Origin of the sequence: Pseudoalteromonas sp. NBT06-2, assembly GCF_002276045.1 — a bacterium.
Lineage (GTDB): Bacteria > Pseudomonadota > Gammaproteobacteria > Enterobacterales > Alteromonadaceae > Pseudoalteromonas.
In genome coordinates, this window is record NZ_NQMR01000050.1 from 36,274 (window position 1) to 56,189 (window position 19,916).

Here is a 19,916-nt window from a genome sequence, read left to right on the forward strand (position 1 = left end):
ATTAATAATGATCGATTTTCGCTCTGACACTGTTACTAAACCTTGTAATACCATGAAGCAAGCTATGTTTGATGCCCAATTAGGTGATGATGTCTATGGTGACGATCCGAGTGTTAATGAATTAGAGCAATGGGTAGCAGAAACGCATGGATTTGAGTCTGCTATTTTTTGTAGCTCTGGCACTCAAGCCAACTTACTTGCATTAATGTCACATTGTGAACGTGGAGATGAATATTTATGTGGTCAACAAGCACACAATTATAAATTTGAAGGCGGTGGTGCGGCTGTTTTAGGCTCTATTCAACCACAGCCCGTTGAAAATGAAAAAGACGGTACTTTATGCTTTAAAAAACTTAAAAGCTATATAAAACCAATAGATCCCCACTTTGCCAAAACCAAACTATTAAGTTTAGAAAATACCATTAATGGTAAAATACTACCTCTTGCTTATCTAACTCAAGCACGTGAGTTTGCAAATGAAAATTCATTACAACTGCATTTAGATGGTGCCAGAGTTTACAACGCAAAAGTTGCTTTAGATATTGATATTATGAAGATAGCTCAACATTTCGATTCTATGACAATTTGTTTATCTAAAGGACTAGGTGCGCCAATAGGCTCTTTATTATTAGGAACTAATGAGCTAATAGCTAAAGCAAGGCGCTGGCGAAAAGTGCTTGGTGGTGGTATGCGACAAGTTGGTATTTTAGCAGCTGCGGCAAAAACTGCGTTGACTGAAAATGTAGAAAAGCTAAAGCAAGATCATGCTAATGCGTTACATTTAGCCAAATCTCTGTGTGGTATAAAAGGCGTCAGTATTAACCCTGAACATGTGCAAACAAACATGGTATTTTTTAAACTTGATAAACCTGCACTAATCCATTCAATTGCCCAAGAACTTAAAGCAAAAGATATTTTAATCAGTCCAGCCAACCCAGTTCGCTTAGTAACGCATTTAGATATAACAAAACAAGATGTTGATGTTTTTATTAAAGAGTTAAAGTCTGCTTTATCAAAATCTACTCTCTAAAAATTAGTTAAGCCTTTGCCAATATCCTATCTAGGTTATTGGCAAAATTTTGTCTGTCTGTTTGGCTTAGCGGTGCTTGACCGCTTGTGTGAACGCCACTGGCACGCATAGTATCCATAAAATCACGTATATTTAACCGCTGTTTTATATTTTCGGTAGTATAAAGCTCACCTCTTGGGTTAAGTGCTATGCCCTCTTTTTCGATTATTTCAGCTGCTAATGGGATATCACCGGTGATCACTAAGTCACGTGCTTGCATTCTTTTTACTATTTCATCGTCTGCTACATCAAATCCAGAAGAAACTTGAATTTGATTGATAAATCTCGAAGGTGGCGTTTTAATATATTGATTTGCAACTAATGTGACTTGAATTTTTTTTCTATCTGCGGCTCTGAATAAAATTTCTTTAATGACCACAGGGCATGCATCTGCATCGACCCAAATTTTCATGATAATTCCAATAATGTATTTACTTACTCATTTTTTTAAATTATATCATTAAACTAGAAATGAAGGGTTGAAACAAAATGTAATTATTTCAAAACCTCATCATTGGATAGATGTCGTTTACCTCTACCACCCTATACCCATGCTACATGGAATGCGCGATTTCAGCAAATCGAGAAGTGTGCCAAATACGAGGCAAAAGATGTGTCGTTAAGTCATTCTCAACAAATACAACGCAGTTGACTGTCCTATGGAAGCTTAGGTAGAAATCAATTACGTCGTTATAATCCATCATCAGGGAATAACCATGAATTACAAATCATGCTTTATACTCGTATTCTACCCAAACTATTAAACCTGAATTCCAAGTAGCACGGGTATATATTCGAAAAACATTTGCTCACCTCACAAAAAATAAAGAATCGCCATTAAGTAGTCTAAAAATTAATATGGGAAGCAGATTAATTTAAAAGTCACATTTTAATATCTTCATTGGCTTATCAGCAACTAATACACAACCTCTGGCTTCATCTGATGCTGCTTTACATTGTTTAAGCATTTCACTACGACTAGGTGCTTGTTTTGCTAATACTTTTTTTACGTGGCTGACTACTTTTTTGCATTCACTTATAGGCACGGGATCGACCTTACTGCATGCGGTTAATATTGTTATGGCGAAACATACAATCGACACGATTTTTACTAAAATCATAAATATACTCCTCTTTAACATAATATTTTAGCGCTATTTTTTAGCATTCAATTTTTGATAATGTTTTTCAGTATAGTAGAGAAATATATTTTTACAGTTTTCAATCCTGCTCTAAATACTCCAACGATTGCATTTGTGTTAAACGGCTAAAAGTGCGTTTGAATTCAAAATTTAAAGCCCCTCCGCCATAAAGCTCATCCAAGGGTACTTCAGCACTAATATATAAATTGGTATTTTGATCGTATAGCTCATCCACTAAGCTAATGAAACGTCTTGCGGCGTCATCTTGAGTTGCATAACTTAATTGTCTCTCGCCAGTTACTGTTGCGATTGCGCCATCTTCAGTACCCCGTGCCTTAATCCAACTTCTGCATTGCCCGCCCAGCAAGGGGACATCGCTTAAGAATATATTTTTAAACCTTGATGCCAACTCAATATAATCTAGTTGAGATCTAGGTCCATTACACAAGGAATCAAAGCTGAACCAAACAGCATTACTTGAATGAAATTCGGCTTTAATATGACGCCCTAATATTTTTACATCATTTTCTAACTGTTCACTTTTACCTCTTATTTTATAAAACTTATTTTTAATCTCATCATGATTCAAAAAGTAAGTTTGAGAAAATTCTAAATGCCTTAATCTATGATCTTGCAGCCCATTTAAATGAAATTCTGTTGTATATTGCTTTAGTAATGCGATTGTTGGTAAAAACTGCTCTCGCTGAAGACCATTTTCATAAAGATTTTCAATGGATATATTTGAAGTAACAACTAAAGTAACACCTTGCTCAAAAAGGGCTTCAAATAAACCTCCTAAAATCATTGCATCACCAATGTCAGATACAAAAAATTCATCAAAACACAAAACACGACATTCTTTAGATAAATCAAGTGCAATTCGTTTTAATGGATTTTTATGACCTGATTCTTGAAATAATGCTTTATGAATCTTTGCCATAAAGTGATGGAAATGTAATCGTAATTTTTTTTCAGTATTTAAGCTATTGAAAAACATATCCATCAAAAATGTTTTTCCACGTCCAACATCACCCCATATATAAATACCTTTAACTTGTTTTATTTGAGGGTTCTGTAGTTCTTGATACAACTGCTCTAACTTAATTACTGCAAAATTTTGCTGTTCGTCAATAATATATTTAGGCTGCTGTAATTGTTGTTGATATTGCTGCTGTGGTGACAAAAACATATAACTTTTTAATAAATAATAAAAAGGTGATATTATACCCTTAATCAAAAATCTAAACTGTTTTCTTTTAAAGAATTCTAGCTAGCTAGTGCCGCTTTCACTTTATCACGATAACTTCGGCTCACCTTAAGCTCTTGACCATTTTCGAGTACTAATTGATATTCTCCGCTCACTTGAGTAACAAGCTTGCTGATTTGTTTTGTATTAACAATCGCACTTCTGTGAACACGTACAAATAATTTCGGATCTAACTCTGCTTCAAGCTCTTTCATCGTTTTACGTAAGATATGTGTTTTTCCATCATTGGTATGTAAACACATATAATCCCCTGCAGCGTCTACCCACTGTATTGTACCTGTATGCACTCGAACAATTTCACCTTGCTCTTTAACGGCGATTGATTCGGGAAAACGCTTTTCTTCAATCTTTGCACCAGTGGCTAGTTTTTCTAAGATCTCTTCATAATTATTACCGGTTAATCCGGCTACAAAGTTTGCTAATTTATTTTTATGAACATTATCTTGCTGCGTTTTTAAAAAACTATGCACCTTATCTACCGCCTGTTTTAGTCTGTTATCATCCACGGGCTTTAATAAATAATCTAAAGCATGGTTTTCAAATGCATTCACTGCGTATTGATCAAATGCCGTCACAAAAATAATTATGGGCATATTTTTTGAAAATTCAACTAACGCTTTAACTACTTCAAATCCATTTTTCCCGGGCATTTGAATATCTAAAAAAATCAAATCTACTTGTTGTGATTGGTAAGCTTCAATTGCTTCATCGCCATTTTTACATAAACTGATTATGTCAATTTCGCTAAATTTTTTTAATCTTACCGCCAAACCTTTACGTGCAAGTGGCTCATCATCAACAATCATTGTTTTGATACTATTCATTTAGTATTGCCTTTTTATAATTTTTTTCATACGGAATACGGATATTAACTTTTAAACCAGAAGGTTCATTATTAGATAATACAAACGAATAGTTGTTCTCGTAAAGAGTCTTTAGTCGATCTTTTGTATTTGCTATCCCTACTCCTGATATTTTAGCCAGTTGTCCATCTTCAATCTCAGCGCCTGGGCCATTGTCACCGACTTCCAACAACAGTTCATTTGCAAAAATTTGTGCTTTAATTTCTATTGTGCCACCACTAATTGTATTTGCAATGGCATATTTAATTGAGTTTTCAATAATCGGTTGCAAAATCATACTTGGAACCATGGCTTCTTTTGCTGAGTCACTTATTTCAACATTAACAGTTAACCTGTCTTCAAATCTGACTTCTTCTATTTCTAAATAAAGTTTTAAAACATACAGTTCTTTTTCTAATGGTACTTTTTTAATCGGGTCTGTATTTAAGGTATAACGTAAAAAGTCGCTTAGTTTTGAAACCATTTGATTGGCATTTTTATTTTCTTCGATCAAAATTAATGTTGATATTGCATTTAGGGTGTTAAATAAAAAGTGAGGATTTAATTGGTAACGTAACATTTTTAATTGTGCTTCATGCGCCATGTTCATGGCTTTAAGCGACTTTTGCCTTTCACTTTGTAGAAGTTGATAATACTTAATACCAAAATATAAACCACTCCAACAAAGAATGATGTATACCGAATCTAACCCTTGCTGAAAATAGTAAAACCACTCGTCGGGTCTGAAGCCATGACGATATATTTCCCACAGATTAAACTTTTGTAAAACGGACCAAAGTGTACCTGTAATATATGATGACGTGAATACAAAAGTAATGAGTACCCATGGGCCCGCATTCCATACTTTACGGTATAGATATCTTAATGGTATCGTCATTAAACAGCCTGCATAAGCATTTAATATGATGACAAATATATATATATCGCGCATCTCAAATACTTTTGAGCCTATGTAATTTAATAGGGCATATCCTACCCAACCAGATACTTGTAAAACCCAAAAAAATCGTTGTCGGTTATCGACTAATTGCTGCCAGTTCAAAATCTTAGTTTAATTATTATATTTATCACTATTATAATTTCTATCATCAAAAACACACTGTCAGTTATCTTACTTTTATTACGATTAATCGCATTTAAATTAAAGCAACCATATTACGATGAAACGGTTTAAATATCCTCAACTAAGATCATCGAGAAGAGTGAAATTGATGCCTCATCTTTGTCACAAAATTGTACGTCCGCATCTCATGCACAGCTCATCTCATCAACTTATTTTCTAAAGCTGATATAACAAACCACCTTGTATTTACTTCATTTATATACCCATGTTATACCATTAGTATTAATTAAGTGATCAAGTTTCTCCATGCTCTGAAGCATAGCTTTATGACCCGTTCAGTTTCTGAACGAAAAATATTCCAAGCACGAACTACTTGCTCAGCAATATCTTCATATCCACTAAATGTACGATTTGATAATTATCTGTCCCGCATCTACTGCCATACTTGTTCTATGGGATTTAGCTCTAGTGAATATGGCGGTAATGGGATAATTGTCAGGTTTTTGAATTCACAAGCAATATCTCCCATATGCCAGCTAACGCGATCAACGATAACAACCGCATATCTTCCATCTTCAGTTGTATTAGTAATAAGCTGTAAATATTGTCACATTATATTTTTATTCAAACAAGGTGCAATGATAGCTTATGTTTTTCCTATTGCAGGACAGGCTGAGTCAAACAGCTGTTGATTGACAACTCTTGATCGTGAGCCTTTTTCAGCCCAAATCTTTGTCGTAGTATTTTGTTGAATTCTAACTGAAATCTAGCATTTTGAGGCATCATAGATATAAAATATATATCAAGCGCTTCAAACCATTTTTCAGCATCGAAAAATCAAATAAAAGACTACAGGTTTATCTACCACCTGATACCGACTTAGACCTTGAGTTTCCTCTTGAATTTAAGTCACTGACAAAATTAAGTTTAGATAGCAGACTTCACACTATTTAGGACGCTTACCCACCAATACCGCCGAAACAGGTTACGGTTAGTTGTGTACTTAACTTCTTATGGCTTCCTTCAAACCTCACTGTTAGCCAGTAACGCCCTTGCCTTCCCCTTAGTCCGGGTGATAAGGCTTATTGCAGCCTATCGGGTTTGCCAGCTTCGCTGGGCAAACAAAAAAGGTATGAAGTTTTACACTCCATACCTTTTACTATTATTACACCAAGCAGTGGTCGCTTTTAAACATATTTGCGCAGCAAAAAAATTTAGCCTAAACGATTATCCGCAACTTTATATTTAGGATCTTCGATAACATTTACTTCAACTAAGTCAGCAGCTTTACTCAACAGCTCTTTACAATCTTCACTTAAATGACGTAAATGTAATGTTTTGCCTTCTGTAGCATAACGTTCAACAAGAGTATCAATGGCTTCAATCGCACTATGATCTGTTACACGACTATATTTGAATTCGATAATAATATCTTTTGGATCATCTTTTACATCAAATAATTCTAAAAAGTTATTTACTGAACCAAAAAATATTGGACCATGTAATTCATAAACTTTAGAGCTGTTTTCATCAATGTATGAATTGGTATAGATATGCTTTGCATGTTCCCATGCAAATACCAATGCAGATACAATTACACCAACACATACCGCAATTGCTAAATCTGTCGCAACAGTTACTGCTGATACTAAAATAATTACAAAAGCATCTGACTTTGGTACTTTCTTCATTATACGAAGACTTGACCATTCGAATGTACCTAATACAACCATAAACATAACACCAACTAAGGCTGCTAGTGGTATCATTTCAATTAAGCTAGCACCAACTAAAATGAACGCAAGTAGAATTAACGCAGCACTAATACCAGATAAACGACTACGACCACCGGAGTTAATATTAATCATAGATTGACCTATCATGGCACAACCCCCCATAGCACCAAACATACCACAGGTTACATTTGCAGCACCTTGACCAATACATTCTCTATTACCATTACCACGCGTTTGTGTAATTTCATCAATCAACGTCAGCGTTAATAATGACTCAATTAAGCCAATTGCCGCTAAAATTAACGCATAAGGTAAAATGATATATAATGTTTCAAAACTAAATGGCACTACCGGGATATGGAATGTTGGTAATCCACCCGCTATTGTTGCATCCACATCACCTGTCATATCTTTTAAGAAATCAAGTACCGTACGAGACTCAAGTTCTAAACCAAACACTAAACCGGTAACAACAACAATCGCGACTAAAGTTGAAGGTATTGCTGCGGTTAATTTTGGTAAGAAATGAATAATAGCCATTGTTAATGCGATTAAACCTAACATTAAGTATAAAGGTTCTCCTTGCATCCACTGTAATGTACCTGTTTCATCCATCACTTTAAATTGACCTAACTGGGCTAAAAAGATGACAATCGCAAGACCATTAACAAAACCTAGCATTACAGGATGAGGTACCATGCGAATAAATTTACCTAACTTAAATATACCCGCAAGTATTTGCAATAAGCCCATAAGCAAAACTGTCGCAAATAGATATTCTACTCCGTGTACAGCAACTAAACTTACCATAACTACTGCAAGTGCACCTGTCGCACCTGAAATCATACCGGGGCGACCGCCAACAATGGCAGCAATTAAACCTACGATAAACGCAGCATATAGACCAACTAATGGTTCAACACCCGCCACAAAGGCAAAGGCAACAGCCTCTGGAACCAATGCTAGTGCTACAGTTAAACCCGATAGAATATCGTTTTTAGCTGATTTTGGAGCTTTTGACAGCAAATTAAACATTTAAGTCCCCAAAGACATTAATAATTCATTACAAAAAAGGGCGCGAATTCTATCAAATTAACGTGCTTTTCACAATTGATTTTTCTATCAAATACAAACTTTTAAAAATGCATTCACACTTTACTGATGGGTTTTTATCATTCATTTGGAGAGAAAAAACTAAGCGCATTAAAAGTCAACTTTCTAATAGTTAACTGAGCCGCGTGTTTTTGGTACAACTAACCGACTGCTAAATCCTGCTAATTCTAAATAGTCAAACATTGTAAAAGGTACAGTATCTTTATCTATTGAGCAGCCAAATTTCAATGATTTTTTGGATTGTTGTAATATACTAATATCTGATTTTTTATATGTGGCTGCTTTTGAAGTGCTTAATATTGCTTAATACATGCTTGAATCGATGTAAAATCACTCTCTGTTAATGTATCTTCCATTTTAGCCTTTGTAGGATTTAAATGATAAGAGATTTTGGCTGATACTCAAGCGACTAATGATAATTGGCAATCACTTGAGCGATTGAATTGTATCTTTGATGGGATTCAGGCAAAAGGTAAGAGTTTCAACGATAGTTATTTCTCTGTTGCTCCCAAAGGCAAAAACCTTTTTCACACTGATAATCCTCTCACTTGCTATAAGAAAGTAAACGCTAAAACACAAGTGATTAATTGCCGTTACGGTAAAAGTGTCGTCCACCATTGCCGAGAATCCTTTTCTAAATCGATTGTTAATCATGTGATTGCAGGCGCATCCGATAAGGTATTATTAAACATGATGTTACGTAAAAAAATGAGATTAATCGAGTGCGGAACTATTTTAGGATCATGCGCAATACAGTTAAAATTCGTAAAAGTACTCAGAATACAATGATGTGCAAAATCGTAGCAAAATACTTAATTCCTAAAATGAGTACAAACCTCAGCCAGGATAAAATTTATAATTTTTATCAGAACTCATAGCGTTAAACTCAAGCTGTTCAAAGAAAATGTATCACTTCAAAGAAACCTGGAACAAGATTAAGAACATAACAGGGTATAAGGTCGGCATCGAAGTTAATACATCGGCAAAAATAAAGTTAGTAAGATACTCTTTTCGGTTCGAAATTATGATGCTGAGTCGATTAATTTTGACACTGATGTCATTCTGCGGAATTTCCTATGATATTAAAAGATAAAATACCAATTTAACATCATTTTATTAATTTAGATTTAGAGTTATAAAAAACTTAAATGTTTAAAAGCGAGTTTCAAAAAGCTGCTCGCTGATAATTTAATCTATCAAAGTGAAATTTCTTTTCTATTCATAAGGTCTTTAACAATTACATGAGTTGCTAACTCAATTTAATATCATAAAGTATTGAGAATTTTTTATATGAAAAACTTAAAATTAATCAAAACAGCCGCCACTTTACTAAGCTTGTTTATTTTTACAAATATGAGCTTGGCTCAAGCAGTTAAAATAGATATTGGCCCAAAAATTAACGGCATTGCGCCACGGTTTGATGTTACTAATAATCAAGGTAGACAAGTATCTATTAGAGACCTAAGTGGTGAGAAAGGATTGATAGTACTATTTTTCCGTTCAGCTGATTGGTGCCCCTTTTGTAAACAGCATTTAATTGAATTTAATGCACAAGCTGAAAACCTTAAAAATTTAGGATATGGCTTAGCTGCTGTTTCATACGATAATTCAGAAGTGCTAAAAACGTTTTCAGAAAAACATAACATGAGTTACCCTCTTCTATCTGATATTGACGCTAAAACGATGATAAATTATGATATTTTAAATACGCAATATAACAAAGGCACTGAACATTATGGGATCCCTCATCCTGGTGTTATTATTATCAATAAACAAGGTAACATTACACATAAACATTTTTTTGAAGGGTATAAAAAAAGAGTAAAATTTGCTGAACTATATCAAGATTTAAAAACGCTATCACTTTAAGTAAAATTAATATATCCATGCTACCTAAAAATGCTCGATTTCAGCGAGAATTAAACAGGGTTTATGTAAGCCATTAATTAAAGATAATGGTTGTTCTCTTATTAAAATTAATAACGCAGCATAAATCCTGTATAATCTCGCCGAGACGGAACTTCTGAGCAAACCCACTTCATCGTTGCATTGGTTTGAAAAATGCCTATATTCCTGTATCAACACGTCTTAAATTAGGCTAGCTCAAATAGCTCTGAAACAATTATTTTGAAGTAACATGGGTATATACAAGCGCAAAAAACGCTTGCTTATTAATACATGTTTATAACGGTAATGAAGTTGTACGCTTTACACATGTCATAGTGACATTTGAATGTACTTCTTGAACATAGTCTAGACACAATAAGTTATCTCGCACAAAGTGCTCATAGCCTTCTATACCCTTAGAGATAATTCTTAGCATAAAGTCCATTGTACCCGCCATAGAATAACATTCTGTTACTTGCTCATAACTCATGATCAAACGCTCAAATTCAGCTAATTTATCACTGCTATGATCTGATAAACGTACATGAGCGTAGACTAACATATCAAAACCAAGCATTTTTGGGTCTAACAATGCAACTTTTCCGTTGATAAAACCTTCTTGTTCTAATCTTGAAATACGACGCCAACATGGAGATTGAGATAAACCCACTTTATCTGCAATTTCTGCAGTCGATAAACTGGCATCTTGTTGCAATAAAGATAGAATTTGGCGATCAACTTGGTTTAATGACATTATTTTTTCTTATATTCGCTTTTAATAGGTGAAATTATACATAAGTTTAATCTTTATTCCAGCATATGAAACACATTCAGACTGGCAAAAAGGTAAAATGTACCGTTTTTATTTATTTTCAATCAAAATCGGATACTTCAGATAACCTTTATCATAGAAAGGTGTTTGTTGATATAACCAATTAAGTCTCGCTTTATCATTATTTTTAAAATCATTATCAATTGCTAATTTTTGCTTAAATTCTTTTGCTATAACAGGGTTGTTATCCAACATTTTATTAGCAAAAGGAACTAACGCATAATTCTCAACATACTCTGTTCTTTGAAATATCGTATTAAAATCTCCCCACTGAAAGAAAGAATCTGTTGCTTCAGGCTGTAATAAGTGAACCGCTAACTTGCCTAATATTTGCTTGGTTTCAACTTTATACCAATTTTCTAAATCAATTTGTGGCAAGTGTGTGTAATCAAAACTCGCAGTGACTCGCATTCGCCCTTCAAATGGAATTTTATCAAATTCAAAGTCTGTTACAGATATTTGATTTAAGTTGTTAAACTTTCCATTTACTTTTGTTACTTCAATTCCTTGCAGTTTTAGCTTGGCAACAATATCTGAATATTGAGAAGGAATATAATATGCCTTTGGTACTTTAACTTTAGCTTTTATCTCTTTTTGCCAAAAAATAGGCAAATTTTCATATTGTATTTTTTCACCTATATAACGTACTTCTTTATGATTACTAAGTTTACTCTGGAATGTTTCATATTTAATACCTTTAAATGAAATCAGATCCGCTTGTTTACTATAACCTCTTTTAACAACAAGATTTTCAGGTAATTGAATTTGTTCATGTTTAACTGCACTTGTAAGTTCAGTTTCATATTTTGATAGCGCATCGATAACACCATCAATAAATATATATGTACCTAATACACGTTGTTTATATGGCTTGAGTGAGTGGTTTTCAACTAATATAGTGGGTAAATTTCTTAAATCCCCCCAACCATTTGAGTATCTAGGTGTTGCAACCCAACCAGCTAAACCTTGCTTAAAATCTCGCTTATTCATAACAAACACTAAAGGCCCAGGTATATGACCCAATTTAGTTAGTTTATTATCTAGTAAAGGTTTAAACTTCTCATCTAAAACCTTTGCAATTGAAGGCGATTCACTGGCAAAGACTGGCATATAGCCATAAGTAATATCGTATTGATAATCTGCGCCATCTGTTACATGAATATCAATATATAAGTCAGGATTATATCTATTAACCACTGAAACTATTGCTTTAATTCCCAGTGTATCTAATTTAGTGTAATCACGATTGAGGTTTAAGTTTTTTGCATTTGTTCTAAAACCCATTTCAATAGGGCCTCTTTGATTTATACGATTAAATTGGCTGCTGCGTTCATGACCATCAACATTGAGAATAGGAATAAATAAGATATTGACACGTTTTAAAATATCATCTCTTGTGCCTTCACTAATATCTCTTAGCAACATAAAGATCGCGTCTTTGCCATCAATTTCACCAGAGTGAATACCTGCTTGTAGTAGTATTGTTGGCTTATTATTTTTTAGAGTGCCATTTTCACTTGCTATCAACATTTTAATATCACGATTTTGAGCGCTTACACCAATCGTTTTAATTGAAAACTGTTTATCATTACTTAAAACAAGCTTATTTAAGTAAGCCATGGTTTTACGATAGTTTGGGGATTTTTTGCCTAAAGACTTTTCAAAATCAGTTATAAGATCACCATGTGATGTCATTAGCTTTTCACTTTGACCCTGCCATTTAATTAAAGGCGGTAAATGTACATCTGTTGAAATCGCGCTCACAGCTGATAATGATGTGATAAGCGCACAAATTGATATTAAAAATGAAGCTGTTTTTAACAGAGGTGAAAACATAAACTACTCTATATTTAATGCATTACTGGCTTTTAATTCTCTTAATGCAAAATTGAACTTTTGCATTAAATGAGCACAAGATACATATTGTTGACTACAAACCAAATAAATTGGTTGATTAGATAAATAATTAACATAACTTAATTTTGTATTATCAACTTCATCAGAAAACCAATCTTCAAGCAAACTTTTAGCGACCAATGGCTCAATTAATAACAGATCTGTCTCTCCTGCCAATAGTTTTTTAATACCTTCATAATCTGAAATACTTGATACTAATTTTAACTGCTCTTTGTATACATCAAAATAATCGCCATAACTATAACCTTTAGTGATACCTATTGAATAACGTCGTAATTGATCAATGCGTTCTAATTTAAATTTATTATTTTTCCGATATAGAAAACTAGTATTTAAAGATGTGATCGGATCTGAAAAAATCCAATTTTTTGTTCTTTGCTCCGTTTTGTACCACATAAAAGAAAAGCTATTACCTCCTGTAATCGCAATTTCAGTCTCTGGCCAGCTCATAAATTGATATTTAACGTCATATCCTTGCATCTTAAATATATCTGTAATAATTTTAGCTAATTTCCCTTTATTATTTTTTCGTGCATCAATATAGGGAGGATAATTATCAACACTTAATATAATGCTATCTTTTGCGTTAATTTTCAGTGCTGAGCATAAAAATAGAAGTAAAATAACATATGGCAAATATTTATACATAAGAACAACCTAAAACTTTGAGTTTATTCACTATACCCAAATTATCATTGAATACGAATTTGTTTCTTATTTTTAGTATACTGCCTAATGTTCAAATATGTGTTTTGATTTTTATAAGCTAATCAATAAAGGAAAATATGAAAAAGTCTATTTTAATAACTGGCTGCTCTACAGGTATAGGCTTATACTGCGCTAAAAAACTCAATGAGCAAGGTTTCAATGTAATTGCCAGTTGTAGGAAGCAAAGCGATGTTGATAAGTTACAATCTTTAGGTTTGCAATGTATCCAATTAGATTTAGCTAATAGTCAAAGTATTGTGCAAGCTTTTAAACAAGCTTTAGAGTTACTCAACGGCAGATTAGATATTTTATTTAATAATGGCGCATATGGACAACCTGGAGCAGTAGAAGACTTACCTACTAATGTGCTTAGGCAACAATTTGAAACAAATTTGTTTGGTTGGCATGAATTAACAATATTAGCATTAAAGCATATGCGACAAATAAACACAGGTCGTATCATTCAAAACTCCTCTGTATTAGGTTTAATCGCTCTGCCTTATCGTGGTGCCTATAATGCCAGTAAATTTGCTTTAGAAGGGTTAACAGATACCTTAAGAATGGAACTAAAAGATACTAATATACAAGTCAGCTTAATTGAACCTGGTCCTATTAAATCACAATTTAGAATAAACGCGTTAAAAGCATTTAATAAATATATAGATGCGGATAACAGTTATCACAAAGATAATTATTTATTACAACAGCAAAGATTAGAAAAACCAACAAAAACCAGTGCTTTCACACTAGAGCCTGAGGCTGTTTATAAATGTTTATATCATGCGATAGAAAGTAAAAAGGCGAAACCCAGATATTATGTGACATTTCCAACCTATATTTTTGGCTATTTAAAACGTTTTATTTCAACCAATATGCTAGATAAATTATTGTATAAAAGTAAATAATTATAAATTGAAAGCTTATTAAAAACAAAAAAGGGAGCCAAGGCTCCCTTTTTACAGCTTTTAATCAAAAAAGATTAAGCAGCTAAACCTTCTTTTGCTTTATTTACTAAAGCAGTGAAAGCAACTTGGTCATAAACAGCGATATCTGCAAGGATCTTACGATCGATTTCTACAGAAGTTTTCTTAAGACCGTTAATGAAACGGCTGTAAGAAAGACCATTTTGACGTGCAGCAGCATTGATACGTGCAATCCAAAGGCGACGGAAAGTACGTTTTTTAGCGCGACGATCGCGATAAGCGTACTGACCTGCTTTAGTTACTGCCTGAAAAGCTACACGATAAACACGTGAACGTGCTCCGTAATAGCCTTTAGCTTGTTTTAATACTTTTTTGTGACGTTGACGTGCGATAACACCGCGTTTAACTCTTGCCATTTTTAAAAACCTCTATTAAGCGAATGGTAGCATACGTGAAACAAGACCATGATCATTTTTATGAACCATTGTCTTAGGACGTAAGTGTGCCTTACGCTTAGAAGATTTCTTAGTCAAAATATGACGAAGATGCGATTGTTTGCGTTTAAAACCACCAGAAGCAGTTTTTTTGAAACGCTTAGCAGCGCCACTATGGCTTTTAAGCTTATAGCCCATTGCAATAACTCCAAATGTATTGCGTTATATAAAGTAAGCAGGCGGATAATGCGAAGATTATCACTTGTATGGCCAAACTTACTACGAATTCCGGCGAATGTTGTATTTAGCTTGCTAAATACAACATTACTTTTATAGGCCGGTTAAATCAGGTGAAGACGTATTAAAAATGCATCTTAACTTGTATACCTCATTTAAATTTAGCTTTTAGTGCTTGCGCACTAAAATTATTTTTTAGCTACTGGAGACATCATCATAACCATTTGACGGCCTTCTGCACGTCTAGGGAATGACTCTACTTGTGCTATCTCTTGTAAATCGTCTTTGATACGATTTAATAAAGTAATACCAATGTCTTGGTGTGCCATTTCACGTCCACGGAAACGAATAGTAATTTTAGCTTTATCACCTGCTTCAAGAAACTTAATTAAGTTACGTAACTTGATTTGGTAATCACCTTCGTCAGTACCTGGACGGAATTTGATTTCTTTGATTTGGACTTGCTTTTGTTTTTTCTTTTGTTCTTTTTGAGCTTTGCTTTCTTCGAACAAGAATTTGCCGTAATCCATCACCCTACATACTGGTGGCTCGGCATTAGGGCTAATTTCAACTAAATCAACGCCGCTTTCATCTGCTTTTGCAAATGCTTCAGCAAGCGTTACAACGCCAATTTTTTCATTATCCAGACCAATTAATCTTACTTCTCTAGCAGTAATATCATCGTTGAGCTTATGCTTTTGAGTTGCTTGTTGATTTTTTTTGCCGCCTCTAATGGGACCTTCCTCCAAAAAATGTATAAATAAATGCGATATTTTTTTTTTTAATATCGCATCACTTTTTTATGTTACTACATTAAGTTCTGTTTTTTACTTCATCACTTAATTTACTAATAAATTCATCTATTTTAAATTTACCTAAATCTTCACCTGAACGAGTTCTAACAGCAACTTCGTTTTGTTCTACTTCTTTGTCACCAACAACAAGCAGGTAAGGAATACGCTTTAAAGTGTGCTCGCGAATTTTAAAGCCTATCTTCTCATTTCTCAAGTCCGATTTGGCTCTAAATCCACTTTTATTCAATTTATTTACTATTTCTTGCGCAAAACCAGCTTGTTTATCAGTAATATTCATAACAACAACTTGTTTTGGTGCTAACCAAGTTGGAAATTTACCAGAATACTCTTCTGTTAAAATACCAATAAAACGCTCAAGTGACCCTAAAATTGCTCTGTGGATCATTACTGGAGTACGACGTTCATTATTCTCAGCAACATAAGTTGCTCCTAAACGATCCGGTAATGCGAAATCTAATTGCACCGTACCACATTGCCAAGCTCGGCCTAAGCAATCGTAAAGCGTAAATTCAATTTTAGGACCGTAGAATGCACCTTCTCCTGGTAAATATTCAAATTCAATATCATTTGCTTTTAATGCATCTGCAAGTGCTAGTTCTGATTTATCCCAAGTCTCATCATCACCAATACGCTGTTCAGGGCGAGTTGATAATTTAACAACAATGTTGTCAAAACCAAAAGTTTCATAAGTATCATAGACCATCTTGATACAAGCTGATACTTCTTCCATTATTTGCTCTTCTGTACAGAATATATGTGCATCATCTTGTGTAAAGCCACGAACACGCATTAAGCCATGTAAAGCACCTGATGGCTCATTACGGTGACAGCAACCAAACTCAGCCATCCGTAATGGTAAATCACGATAAGATTTTAGTCCTTGATTAAAAATTTGAACATGTCCTGGACAGTTCATGGGTTTAATTGCGTATTCACGCTTCTCTGATGTTGTTGTAAACATTGCATCAGAATATTTATCCCAATGGCCTGACTTTTCCCAAAGAGAACGATCCATCATTAATGGACCTTTTACCTCTTCGTAATCATAATGCCGTAATTTTTCACGAACAAAATTTTCAAGTTCTAAGTATATGTTCCAACCATCATTATGCCAAAATATCATGCCTGGCGCTTCTTCTTGCCAATGCCATAAATCTAATGCCTTACCAATTTTACGGTGGTCGCGTTTTTCCGCTTCTTCTAAACGTTGGATGTAAGCTTTTAATTGTTTTTTATCTGCCCAAGCTGTACCGTAAACACGTTGTAGCATTTTATTATCTGAATCACCACGCCAATATGCACCAGCTACTTTCATTATTTTGAAATGCTGACAAAATTTCATATTCGGCACGTGAGGACCACGACACATATCTATGTACTCTTCATGATGATAAAGCGCAGGTGTATCATCTTTAGAGATGTTTTCATCTAATATCTCAAGCTTGTAGCTTTCTCCTCTCTCTGAGAATGCATCATACGCATCTTGCCAAGAACCTACTTTTTTAACTACTTGATAGCCAGATTTAGCAAGCTTAGTCATGTGCTTTTGTAATTGATCTAAATCGTCTTGTGTAATTGAGTGCTCAAGATCGATGTCATAGTAAAACCCATTATCAATAGTTGGACCTATCGCCATTTTTACATCAGGGAACATTTGCTTAATAGCATGTCCAAGTAAATGTGCACATGAGTGACGAATTATTTCTAAACCATCATCATCTCTTGCGGTGATAATTTCCAAACGGCTGTCTTGGGTCATAACTTCACATGCGTCTACACGTTCACCATCTATGCGACCTGCGACAGTTGCTTTGGCAAGGCCTGGGCCTATATCATTTGCAACATCTAAAACTGAGACTGGGTTTTCAAAAACTCTTTGACTACCATCTGGAAGTGTAATTACTGGCATTATATATCCTTTACCACAGTGGTGACACCTACAATGCATCACATGAGATTTATATTTATAAATTTATTTCAACAAGTTAACTTAGAAATTAAATGCAAACATACAGAGTTTGGTACATAATTTGGTACAACTTGCTTTTAGAAAAGAAAGACTATCAAGTTGCTTATATGAAGTACAGTTTATGCTAACATTTTAAATCAATTTATATAAAAATAATATGATAGATTAAAAAGTAAACATAGGTAGTAACGTTATTGATCATGAACAAGACAACAGTAGCAATGTTATTGTTGGATCAAAATATAACGCTATTAATTAAAATAATTATAAAGAAACTAACAAACCACTTATTTACATTTCTGTATTCCTCGTGTAACACTGTACCTGAAATAAAAACAAAAATTACTGAGCTGGTACCTTTAGGCTCTAAAATAATAATCATAACGAAAAAAGGTGTTATAAATGGAAAGTATGATAGGTGAAATAAAGTTATTTGCAGGAAACTTTGCCCCACGAGGTTGGCTACTTTGCAATGGTGAACTTCTTTCAATAACTCAACATATCGCCATGTTCTCTATATTAGGTACGATGTATGGTGGTGATGGAAGAAGCTCATTTGCTTTACCTAATATGAACTCAGTACCAGATTCAGATGGTAAAGGTGAATCTCACTATATAATTTGTACTCATGGGATATTCCCTTCTAGAAATTAATTGGTATAAAGGTTAGGTAAACTGTGCAGTTTATCTCTTGGCAAATAGCGTATAATGATGAACAAGAATACCCCAGACTGATACGACTAGCTGCAACAAATAATTAATTCTATATCACTAAAAAGCGCTTAATCGCGCTTTTTTTTGTATAAAACACCTTGGTCTGCTCGGTTATAATTATCTTTTGCCTATCCTAACTAAAACCAAGAAAAACCCAAAACAATCCGTATTTTTCCTTGTTGCCAACATATCATGTATTGTGAAGATATCATCAGTTTTTTTAGTACGAACGAGTTAGCCCAAAGGCGAATAAAATAAGGATAATGCTTGGCTAAAATTAGCAAAGAATGATTGCCAGCCAAGCGTTTGACGTCATTTTTGAAGCGTTTTTTAGTTCTACAATTCCTTCACCATGAAATACTTACAACCTGTTTTAGGGTAGCCTTCTTGAACCCATTTTACTGTGTAACCATGCTTTTCATAAAAAGGCATAGCTTGGAAATTTAACGTGTCTAATAAACATTTAACACAACCTCGGGCTTTACCCGCTGTTTCTACTTTTCTTAAAATTTGGCTGCCAACATCTTGACCACGTAATTCTTCAGAAACCCAAAGTGTATTAAGTAGCAACCAATCACCAAATGTACGTGCTGCTGCCCCCGCAATGACTTCACCTAAATCATTTTTGATTTGAATCGCTAGAGGGAGCCGTTCACTTACTTCCCAATTAGCCCAATTAAAATCATCAATTTTCTTATCTAAGTAATCTATTAATTCTTGAGCAGGATTCTCTAATACTTCAATGTTCATTCAAACTCCATTGGTGACTGTAGTACTAACGAGCCTGAAGAATTACTCGTTTTTATTATTATTTTTAATCGAAATACTTTACCGCCATTAATTTATTATAACAATCAAAAATGTCCACGTTTTTGGTGATTTTTATTTTTTATCTGTTGTTCCGTAAATAATGAAGCACTTTATAAATATTTGTGTGTATCTGAGCGGTATTTTCGACTGGTATTGGGTCTATTTATCTTAATGCAGGCTATTTCTCAGTTTTTCTATGTTATGTGCATATTCTCACCCACGCTGTTCACCTATTCTCATCCAACCTGAACACTCATTCTCATGATGTTGATCACAATTTTCCAATAAATATGATCCGCTAATTACGTCATCTTGCATTGTTAATCACTGCATAATTATCTCTTTATTTACACAACAGAGATCACTAAGCCAGCAGAGCCTATTTCAATACGAAAATTAAAAGCAGCCTTAGAGTTA

20 protein-coding genes are annotated in these 19,916 nt (G+C 34.0%); 6 read left to right on the forward strand and 14 right to left on the reverse strand.

The window, feature by feature from the left end; translation table 11 throughout:
- The first annotated feature begins 7 nt into the window (after positions 1-7).
- On the forward strand, positions 8-1,030 hold the full coding sequence (gene ltaE / locus CJF42_RS11665) for a low-specificity L-threonine aldolase (RefSeq protein WP_095366856.1): 1,023 nt from the start codon (positions 8-10) through the stop codon (positions 1,028-1,030).
- Between the two features lie 7 nt (positions 1,031-1,037).
- Here the strand turns inward: ltaE and CJF42_RS11670 are convergent, their stop codons facing one another.
- The 5 genes from CJF42_RS11670 to CJF42_RS11690 all read right to left on the reverse strand — a co-directional run bounded on the left by CJF42_RS11670 (position 1,038) and on the right by CJF42_RS11690 (position 5,383).
- On the reverse strand, positions 1,038-1,481 hold the full coding sequence (locus tag CJF42_RS11670) for a YaiI/YqxD family protein (RefSeq protein WP_095366857.1): 444 nt from the start codon (positions 1,479-1,481) through the stop codon (positions 1,038-1,040).
- A gap of 463 nt (positions 1,482-1,944) precedes the next feature.
- Positions 1,945-2,190, reverse strand: a complete 246-nt coding sequence (locus CJF42_RS11675) for a hypothetical protein (RefSeq protein ID WP_095366858.1) — start codon at positions 2,188-2,190, stop codon at positions 1,945-1,947.
- Positions 2,191-2,290: 100 nt separating this feature from the next.
- Positions 2,291-3,400: a cell division protein ZapE gene (gene zapE / locus CJF42_RS11680; RefSeq protein ID WP_095366872.1), complete on the reverse strand. Its 1,110-nt coding sequence runs from the start codon at positions 3,398-3,400 to the stop codon at positions 2,291-2,293.
- A 77-nt stretch (positions 3,401-3,477) separates the two neighbouring features.
- Positions 3,478-4,302, reverse strand: coding sequence for a LytR/AlgR family response regulator transcription factor (locus CJF42_RS11685; protein WP_095366859.1), 825 nt, complete (start codon positions 4,300-4,302; stop codon positions 3,478-3,480).
- A complete protein-coding gene (locus CJF42_RS11690) occupies positions 4,295-5,383 on the reverse strand; it encodes a sensor histidine kinase (RefSeq protein ID WP_095366860.1) in 1,089 nt (362 codons plus the stop codon). The genes CJF42_RS11685 and CJF42_RS11690 overlap by 8 nt, the downstream gene beginning before the upstream one ends.
- Positions 5,384-5,730: 347 nt before the next feature.
- Between CJF42_RS11690 and CJF42_RS29535 the strand changes: the two genes are divergently transcribed.
- A complete protein-coding gene (locus CJF42_RS29535; protein WP_252097594.1) occupies positions 5,731-6,096 on the forward strand; it encodes a hypothetical protein in 366 nt (121 codons plus the stop codon).
- Between the two features lie 522 nt (positions 6,097-6,618).
- Here the strand turns inward: CJF42_RS29535 and CJF42_RS11700 are convergent.
- Positions 6,619-8,175 (reverse strand): SulP family inorganic anion transporter, encoded by a 1,557-nt coding sequence (locus tag CJF42_RS11700; protein WP_095366862.1) that lies wholly within the window; start codon positions 8,173-8,175, stop codon positions 6,619-6,621.
- 468 nt (positions 8,176-8,643) lie between these two features.
- Between CJF42_RS11700 and CJF42_RS11705 the strand changes: the two genes are divergently transcribed.
- Together CJF42_RS11705 and CJF42_RS11710 are read left to right on the forward strand one after the other, a co-directional pair.
- Positions 8,644-9,042, forward strand: coding sequence for a hypothetical protein (locus tag CJF42_RS11705; protein ID WP_095366863.1), 399 nt, complete (start codon positions 8,644-8,646; stop codon positions 9,040-9,042).
- A 501-nt stretch (positions 9,043-9,543) separates the two neighbouring features.
- Positions 9,544-10,122, forward strand: coding sequence for a peroxiredoxin family protein (locus CJF42_RS11710; RefSeq protein ID WP_252097595.1), 579 nt, complete (start codon positions 9,544-9,546; stop codon positions 10,120-10,122).
- A gap of 313 nt (positions 10,123-10,435) precedes the next feature.
- Here CJF42_RS11710 and CJF42_RS11715 read toward each other — a convergent pair whose 3' ends face one another.
- The 3 genes from CJF42_RS11715 to CJF42_RS11725 all read right to left on the reverse strand — a co-directional run bounded on the left by CJF42_RS11715 (position 10,436) and on the right by CJF42_RS11725 (position 13,537).
- Positions 10,436-10,894 (reverse strand): Lrp/AsnC family transcriptional regulator, encoded by a 459-nt coding sequence (locus CJF42_RS11715; protein ID WP_042144098.1) that lies wholly within the window; start codon positions 10,892-10,894, stop codon positions 10,436-10,438.
- A 108-nt stretch (positions 10,895-11,002) separates the two neighbouring features.
- Positions 11,003-12,808, reverse strand: a complete 1,806-nt coding sequence (locus CJF42_RS11720; RefSeq protein ID WP_095366864.1) for a M14 family metallopeptidase — start codon at positions 12,806-12,808, stop codon at positions 11,003-11,005.
- A gap of 3 nt (positions 12,809-12,811) precedes the next feature.
- The gene (locus tag CJF42_RS11725) at positions 12,812-13,537 is read right to left on the reverse strand and encodes a substrate-binding periplasmic protein (RefSeq protein WP_095366865.1); all 726 of its coding nucleotides are present in this window, start codon (positions 13,535-13,537) and stop codon (positions 12,812-12,814) included.
- Positions 13,538-13,674: 137 nt separating this feature from the next.
- Here CJF42_RS11725 and CJF42_RS11730 point away from each other — a divergent pair, with 137 nt between their 5' ends.
- Positions 13,675-14,502: an SDR family oxidoreductase gene (locus CJF42_RS11730; RefSeq protein ID WP_095366866.1), complete on the forward strand. Its 828-nt coding sequence runs from the start codon at positions 13,675-13,677 to the stop codon at positions 14,500-14,502.
- A gap of 74 nt (positions 14,503-14,576) precedes the next feature.
- Here CJF42_RS11730 and rplT read toward each other — a convergent pair whose 3' ends face one another.
- The 4 genes from rplT to thrS form a co-directional block, all read right to left on the reverse strand.
- A complete protein-coding gene (gene rplT / locus CJF42_RS11735) occupies positions 14,577-14,936 on the reverse strand; it encodes a 50S ribosomal protein L20 (RefSeq protein ID WP_042144090.1) in 360 nt (119 codons plus the stop codon).
- A gap of 15 nt (positions 14,937-14,951) precedes the next feature.
- Positions 14,952-15,152, reverse strand: a complete 201-nt coding sequence (rpmI, locus tag CJF42_RS11740; RefSeq protein ID WP_042144088.1) for a 50S ribosomal protein L35 — start codon at positions 15,150-15,152, stop codon at positions 14,952-14,954.
- 227 nt (positions 15,153-15,379) lie between these two features.
- A complete protein-coding gene (infC, locus tag CJF42_RS11745) occupies positions 15,380-15,940 on the reverse strand; it encodes a translation initiation factor IF-3 (protein ID WP_095366867.1) in 561 nt (186 codons plus the stop codon).
- A 64-nt stretch (positions 15,941-16,004) separates the two neighbouring features.
- A complete protein-coding gene (gene thrS / locus CJF42_RS11750) occupies positions 16,005-17,915 on the reverse strand; it encodes a threonine--tRNA ligase (RefSeq protein ID WP_095366868.1) in 1,911 nt (636 codons plus the stop codon).
- Between the two features lie 462 nt (positions 17,916-18,377).
- Here thrS and CJF42_RS11760 point away from each other — a divergent pair, with 462 nt between their 5' ends.
- A complete protein-coding gene (locus CJF42_RS11760; protein ID WP_095366870.1) occupies positions 18,378-18,629 on the forward strand; it encodes a phage tail protein in 252 nt (83 codons plus the stop codon).
- A gap of 396 nt (positions 18,630-19,025) precedes the next feature.
- Here the strand turns inward: CJF42_RS11760 and CJF42_RS11765 are convergent, their stop codons facing one another.
- Entirely contained in the window at positions 19,026-19,439 is a 414-nt protein-coding gene (locus CJF42_RS11765; protein ID WP_095366871.1) for a GNAT family N-acetyltransferase, read from the reverse strand.
- Positions 19,440-19,916: the final 477 nt, after the last annotated feature.